This window comes from Cognatishimia sp. F0-27, from assembly GCF_020667845.1.
Lineage (GTDB): Bacteria > Pseudomonadota > Alphaproteobacteria > Rhodobacterales > Rhodobacteraceae > JAFMPQ01.
Map to the genome: position 1 here is coordinate 66,016 of NZ_JAFMPQ010000026.1, position 6,590 is coordinate 72,605.

Genomic DNA, 6,590 nt, shown 5'->3' on the forward strand with positions numbered 1-6,590 from the left:
GTGCCTTGCGAGGCATGCGCAACGATCCGGGGGAAGACATCATGACACGGTACGAGACATTTGAACAACCATCACCGCAGGCTGGAAAGGCAAAGCAGTCAGGCTTGCGCATCATCGACGGAGGGGCCGCAGCCCAAGCGGAGCGGGTGCCGATGCCGCCGCCCGGCCTGCTGGCGCATGCGCCGCAGGAACTGGCAGCGGACATGGCGACGCTTTTTGTCATGGGGCTCGTGCGGGACCTGCCGCTCTCTGCGCTTGCGGATCCGCATGCCGAGATCGTGCTGGATCATGGCGTTCGGTTCACGCTGAGCGAATTGCTATGCGAGCTGCGCTCTCTGCCGTGGTTCGATGCGGAGACACCGGAAGAGGATTGGCGGCAGCTCGATGATGCCGCCCATGCACGGCGTCGCGCGGCGCTGGATCCGACCGGACAGCTGACCCTTGCGAGTCTGTTTCGCTGCGGCGTGTCGCAGAGTTGCAGTGGCAAGGCTTCGGGCTTGCTTGCCGCGGATCGCAAGATCGGCACACCGGAGGGTCCGTGTGATGCACCGGCTGAAACCGCACCGCTGTCGGATTTTGTGCTTTGGGCCGGTCGGCACGCGGGGGCGGGGCTTGGTTTGCCGGGGCTGACGCCGCAGCAGCCTGCGGCGCGCAGCCTGCACGCGCTGGCGGATCAGATCGAGGCCACGCCAATCGGGCGGGTCTACTACAATGCTGCCTTTGATGCGCTGGCGCGCGGCGTTCGCTTTGATTCTGGCATGCCGGTCGGGGGGGCGTCCTGGAGTGCGGGCCGTCTCTTTGCGCTGATGGCTGAGGCGGAGAAACGGGCACGTGCCATGAGCCTGACGCTTGCCGCGGATCGCGACAGGCTTTCGCGTCCCGCGGTGACGGCCGCGCGATTGAGCGTGACGCTGTCGCGCGAGGATGTCGATGACCCGGTGGATGCCCGAGCGCTGGCGGCGGCCGCAGGTCTTCTGGAGCGGTTTGCCCCGCGCCTCATGCATTGGATGACCTGCGCGCACCGCAACCCGCGCCGGCCCCTGTCCATGAGCCATGCGCTTTTCCTGCCGCTTTTGGGTCCGAACGAGCATCCGCCACATCCTGCCGATCTGGCACCGGCCGTGCTTACGGCAGGGGCGCTGGCGACGGTGATGAAGGCGGTTTTCAACACGACGACCCGGCACGTGGCCTGTGCCGCAATGCACCGCGCGCATGATGGGTCACTGGGGGCGGAACTGGATCTGCTGGCGTCACAATGCGGGCTGGCGCGCGCGGTCAAGGCCACGCACTACCCTGCGGAGAACCACCGCGAACTGCGTCTCGGACAGGCCATTGCGCTGGGTTTGCTGCGCGATCGGCTGGAAGCCGACAACCGCGCCGCTGCCCTGCATTTGCGCGATTTCGATGGCGCGACCCTTCGGCTGAGGGCAACGCAGCGCCGCTTCGGGCGGGCTCACGTGAGCCTGACTCGGGATGGTGTCTCCGTGCCTTTCTGCCCGGAGATGGGCGGCCGGGCCAGTCCGGTTCTTACGGCGGTTGTGTGATCGGCGGCGCATGAATGAGTGGGGCGGCAATGCGGGCCGGGCCGGCTTTTGTGCATGATACAGACAGGCGGCGTGGTCAGAGCCGGCAGATGCCGCGCGTATCTGCGCCGGGCCAGGGCAACCGCACAACGGGGTCGTCGAGCACCGAGTCCAGCCCGTCAATCGGCATGACGGCCCCGATCATGGCTCGCAGCCGCGCAGTGCGCGGAGCATCCGGATCAAGGAGGCGGCAACAGACGTATTCCTCGACGATGCTTCCCTGCTGCTCGAAGCCGTAGTCGAGAAATGCGCGGTCAGTCTCGGTATCGAAAAGGTAGGGGTCCGCGCTGGCGGTATGCTCGGACAGAGCACGCAGAGGCGTGAAACCCGTGATGGCACGGTTTTGCCATTGCCAGATATGGGTTGCCTCATGGGCAAAGAGCATCGCGTCGAACAGGTTGATTTCGTCCGGCCAGCCGCGCAGCATGTCGGTGTCGTAAAGATCCTTGCGCAGCAGGACGGTGTTGTAGATGACCGTCGCGGCGGGAGAGACTTCCATGGTTGTCCGCTCTGTCAGCGGCGGCCAGATCCGCTCCTGACAGGTCGTGCGCGGACGCACGGGGATTTCATAAACGTAGGATCCGGCAAAATGTCCGTTGTTCAGACGGATGGATGAGGGGTCGATCTGATCGCCCTTAAGCGCGCGCAGATAGGCGCGTTCGTTCACGGTCAGAGGGCGTCCGCAGGCAGCCAGTCCCAAGATGCACAGGAGAGTGATAACAAGGCGCATGCATAATCGATACGATTTCCGGCCAGTTGCGCAAGCCCTCAGTGCAGGCCGCCCAAATCTCTTTCGGAATGGGTTGTCTGGCGAGGAGTCTGGCCCGGATGGTCCGCATCGTCGATCGGATCAAAGAGATCGTTGCTCTCGCTAGGCTCCATACGCGCGGCGACGCGCTGCGCGATCCATGTGTGCGCGTGACCCGGGAACCCTTCGCGAAAGCGGTGCACGAGTCGACTGTAGCTCCAGCCAAGTTCGGAGGCTTTGCACAGGCGTTGCTCTGTCCGGTATTCGTAGAGGGCAAGGCCACCCCCGGCGGGGCGCAGGGTGACACCGTGATCACGCAGGCGCATTTGCAGGTCTTGCCAGTCTTTGGCTTCGGCGAAACTTGGGGCGAGGCGCGCACGCAAGGGCGCGAGGAGCCGCTCATCCGCCCTGTTGGGCGGTCTCGCATCGCATCGGCGGCGCGCAATTTCCTTATCCAGCAGATCGCGGATCAATTGACCGAGTGTTATGTCCTGATCCCGCGCGATGCGCCCGGCTGCGGCAATCGCGTGTTCCGACAGTTTCAACGTGACCCGTTCCATGGGCCAAAGACATGGCAGACATCAGTTAAATTGCGGTTAGCCCCGGCGCCCTTTTTCAGACGTCGAGTTCTTCGACGAAGCGCGCGTTTTCCTGAATATACTGGAAGCGCAGTTCCGGTCTCTTGCCCATGAGGCGTTCGACCAGATCCCCGGTTTCGCCGGGCGCATCCTCATCGATCGTCACCCGAATCAACGTTCGGCTCTTGGGGTCCATGGTGGTTTCCTTGAGGTCCTTGGCATCCATCTCGCCAAGACCCTTGAAACGCTGAACATCGATTTTTCCCTTTCCGCCAAGGCCTTTGGCCAGCATGCGCTCTTTCTCCGCGTCGTCGGCCACGTAGATCCGGCGCGCGCCCTGTGTCAGGCGATAGAGCGGCGGGCAGGCGAGGTAGAGATGCCCCTGGTCGATCAGCGGACGCATCTGGGTGAAGAAGAATGTCATCAACAGCGACGCGATATGGGCGCCGTCCACATCGGCGTCGGTCATGATGATAATTTTGTCGTAGCGCAGATCGTCGACGTTGAATTTCGGTCCGAGGCCGACGCCGAGTGCTTCGCAGATATCGCGAATCTCGGCATTCTGGCCGAGCTTCGAGGAAGCCGCGCCAAGCACGTTGAGCACCTTGCCGCGCAGGGGCAGAAGCGCCTGAAACTCACGGAATCGCGCGCCCTTGGCCGAGCCGCCCGCGCTATCGCCCTCGACGATGAAGAGCTCCGTGCCCTCGCGTGACTTGGAGGAGCAATCGGTCAACTTACCGGGAAGCCTCAGTTTTTTCGTCGCGGATTTGCGCGCGGTCTCTTTTTCCTGCTTGCGGCGGAGGCGTTCTTCGGCGCGCAGCACGAGAAAATCGAGGATCGCGCCCGCGGATTTTGTATCTGAGGCGAGCCAGTTGTCGAAGTGATCGCGGACCGAATTCTCGACGAGGCGCTGGGCTTCGGTGGTGGCGAGACGGTCCTTGGTCTGGCCGACGAATTCGGGCTCGCGGATGAAGCAGGACACCAGCGCGCAGCCGCCGGTGATCAGGTCATCGCGCGTGATTTGTGAAGCTTTTCGGTTGTTTACCAGCTCGCCATAGGCGCGTATGCCCTTCAGGATCGCGGCCCAGAACCCGGCCTCATGCGTGCCGCCTTCGGGCGTGGGCACGGTGTTGCAGTAGGACTGGATGAACCCGTCGCGCGACGGGGTCCAGTTGATCGCCCATTCGACCTTGCCGGGGGTGGCGAATTTCTCCTTGAAATCGACCACGCCGGCGAAGGGTTTTTCGGCGTAAGTGCTTGCTTTGCCCAAGGTTTCGATGAGGTAATCCGACAAGCCGCCGGGGAAGTGGAACGTGGCGTCGCGCGGCGTCTCGCCATCGTCGATCTCTGATTTCCAGCGGATCTCAACTCCGGAGAAGAGATACGCCTTGGAGCGCACCATCTTAAGCAGGCGAGCCGGCTTAAACCTATGAGATCCAAAGATTTCTTCGTCCGCGTGGAAGGTGACGGTGGTGCCGCGACGATTGGGTGCGGCGCCGATCTTGGAAACCGGGCCAAGCGGGATGCCACGGGAAAAGCGCTGCTCGAAAAGTTCTTTGTTTCGAGCGACTTGCACGACCATGGAATCCGACAGGGCGTTGACCACGGAGGCACCAACCCCGTGCAGACCGCCGGAGGTCTCGTAGGCCTTGCCGGAGAATTTGCCGCCCGCGTGCAGCGTGCAGAGGATCACTTCGAGCGCGGATTTGTCGGGGAACTTGGGGTGCGGGTCAATCGGGATGCCGCGCCCGTTGTCTTTGATTTCAATGGAATAATCGCTAAGCAACGCGACCTCTATGCGGTTGGCATGACCCGCGACGGCCTCGTCCATGGAGTTATCGAGCACCTCCGCAACGAGGTGGTGCAGCGCGCGTTCGTCGGTGCCGCCGATATACATGCCGGGGCGTTTTCGAACCGGCTCCAACCCTTCGAGAACCTCGATGGAGGAGGCATCGTAATCGCCCGGATCGGAGGCGGAGAGGAGGTCATCGGCCATGGGTTCTGCTCTTTTTATGGGTGGCTTGGGGCCAAGTATGACAGGCGAAATGGCCATGCACAATCCATGCACATTCGATGCACAAAGCATGCGCCCGATGGATGCAGGATTGATTAACGGAACGGCAGCATTTTTGGTGCAGGATCACGAAACGGGAGCCCGGGATGAGCAAGCACCCGATTGAAACGATGACCGCGAAACAGCGCGTGGATTACATGTATGCGATGGACGCGATGGAGATGGTGGAGCGCGACTTGCTTGACCATTTGTTCGAACGGCGTGGGTTGCCGCGCGAATGGCACGACATCTGGGAGGAGAAGGACCGACGGGATGTGAGACGCACGCGCTGCACGGTGGCGTTCGACGCGGATGTGGTGAAGTTCTTCAAGGCGATGGGGCCGGGGTATCAGGCGCGGATGAACCGGGTGCTGCGCGCGTTCATGCATTACAGGCTGGCGAAGATCGTGAAGGGGCCGGACACGTCGGATTTCGTGATGCGGCCCGAGGAGGTCTTGCGGCGCGCGGAGAAGGCGCGGACGGAATGGGGCGACCATGTGAACGGGATCAACCGGGGCGTTGTGGAACGGTAGCAAGGCGATGGCCCCCCGGGACGATGGGGGGCCGCCGATTCAGTTCATGTTGACCGAGCCGGTGACGCGGTTGGTATAGGCGTCGCCGTCGCCGCCGGCGTTGAACGCGCCTTCGCCGCTGGCGTTCATCCATTTGCCGGTGCCGCCGATCAGGGCCCAGTTGCCGACGGTGCGGCCTTCGGGATCGAAGCCCGTTGGCGTCCAGCGCATCACGATGCGGTCGCCATCGGCATCAGTATAGTCGCAGGCTCCGCCGCCGGTTACGGCTCCCTTGTCGATGATCATCGTGCCGTAGCAGGGGCCGTTCGCCGTCGCGAGCATGTTGTTGGGATCGTCGGTATCGAAGCCTGTGTAGCTGGAGGCGACCTTGACCACCACAAGCCCTTCATGCACGGGCATGGCTTCGTTCATGCTTGTTCCATGGCCTGTGCCGTTTGCGTCAAAGGCAAGGGCGGGGAACGGGAGAATAAGCGCCGCAAGCGCGGCAAGATAAGAAAGACGCATGAAAAATACTCCGGATCAAAGGGTGGCGTCACAAAGGTGACGTAAACGTAAACTACCACGGTTTGCCGGAATTCGCGAATTATGTCGGCCGCCGAAAAAGGCGGAGCATTTCCGACGGGTGGGCGCGGGTGTCTTTGAGCGTGCCTAACGATCACCGGCCCACGCAGGTGTCTGCCGGGTGCTCGGGGAGTCGTGCGCTGGCGGTCCTTCGTGTTGTTGACCCGCTGGTGTGGTGGTTGCCTTGGGTCGGTTTTTGCCTCGGTGGGGAATCAAGGCGCAGGCCGCCGCACCAGCGTCATGCGGGACGCATGCCTTCGGCATGACCCGCCCCCCGGGGCGGCGCTATGGTTGGGTTGGGTGCGTCGCTTGAGCGGAGTCCTGATTTGGCCGGGATAAAGCGCTTTAGAAGGACTGTTGGGATGCGACGCCCCGCGGGTCGGCGCTGGTCCATCTGGAATCGGCCGAAGTTCATTGCGCAATAAGCAATGACTAATAGCTAGGCTGTGTTGACAAAAGGGATTCACAGGGCACGCTGATCGTGATTCAAGCTGGTATCTGCGATGGAGATCAGCTTGGCACGAGACCTGATGT

Annotated in this window: 7 protein-coding genes; 3 read left to right on the top strand and 4 right to left on the bottom strand. The window is 62.5% G+C overall.

Annotated elements, in window-relative coordinates; all coding sequences use genetic code 11:
* Positions 1–41: 41 nt before the first annotated feature.
* A complete protein-coding gene (locus J1C49_RS14490) occupies positions 42–1,544 on the top strand; it encodes a hypothetical protein (protein ID WP_227446548.1) in 1,503 nt (500 codons plus the stop codon).
* Positions 1,545–1,620: 76 nt separating this feature from the next.
* On the opposite strand, the gene J1C49_RS14495 is transcribed toward J1C49_RS14490, so the two are convergent.
* From J1C49_RS14495 to parE, 3 genes are read right to left on the bottom strand one after another with little or no spacing between them, the layout of a single operon-like run.
* Positions 1,621–2,313, bottom strand: a complete 693-nt coding sequence (locus tag J1C49_RS14495) for a hypothetical protein (RefSeq protein ID WP_227446549.1) — start codon at positions 2,311–2,313, stop codon at positions 1,621–1,623.
* A 38-nt stretch (positions 2,314–2,351) separates the two neighbouring features.
* Complete coding sequence (locus tag J1C49_RS14500; protein ID WP_227446550.1) at positions 2,352–2,891, bottom strand: relaxase/mobilization nuclease domain-containing protein; 540 nt, start codon at positions 2,889–2,891, stop codon at positions 2,352–2,354.
* A gap of 55 nt (positions 2,892–2,946) precedes the next feature.
* Entirely contained in the window at positions 2,947–4,905 is a 1,959-nt protein-coding gene (gene parE / locus J1C49_RS14505) for a DNA topoisomerase IV subunit B (RefSeq protein WP_227446551.1), read from the bottom strand.
* Between parE and J1C49_RS14510 the strand changes: the two genes are divergently transcribed.
* Positions 4,904–5,089: a hypothetical protein gene (locus J1C49_RS14510; protein ID WP_227446552.1), complete on the top strand. Its 186-nt coding sequence runs from the start codon at positions 4,904–4,906 to the stop codon at positions 5,087–5,089. The two genes, parE and J1C49_RS14510, sit on opposite strands and share 2 nt — an antisense overlap.
* A complete protein-coding gene (locus J1C49_RS14515; protein ID WP_227446553.1) occupies positions 5,070–5,495 on the top strand; it encodes a BrnA antitoxin family protein in 426 nt (141 codons plus the stop codon). The genes J1C49_RS14510 and J1C49_RS14515 overlap by 20 nt, the downstream gene beginning before the upstream one ends.
* 39 nt (positions 5,496–5,534) lie before the next feature.
* Here the strand turns inward: J1C49_RS14515 and J1C49_RS14520 are convergent, their stop codons facing one another.
* Positions 5,535–5,999, bottom strand: coding sequence for a hypothetical protein (locus tag J1C49_RS14520; RefSeq protein ID WP_227446554.1), 465 nt, complete (start codon positions 5,997–5,999; stop codon positions 5,535–5,537).
* Positions 6,000–6,590 lie beyond the last annotated feature (591 nt).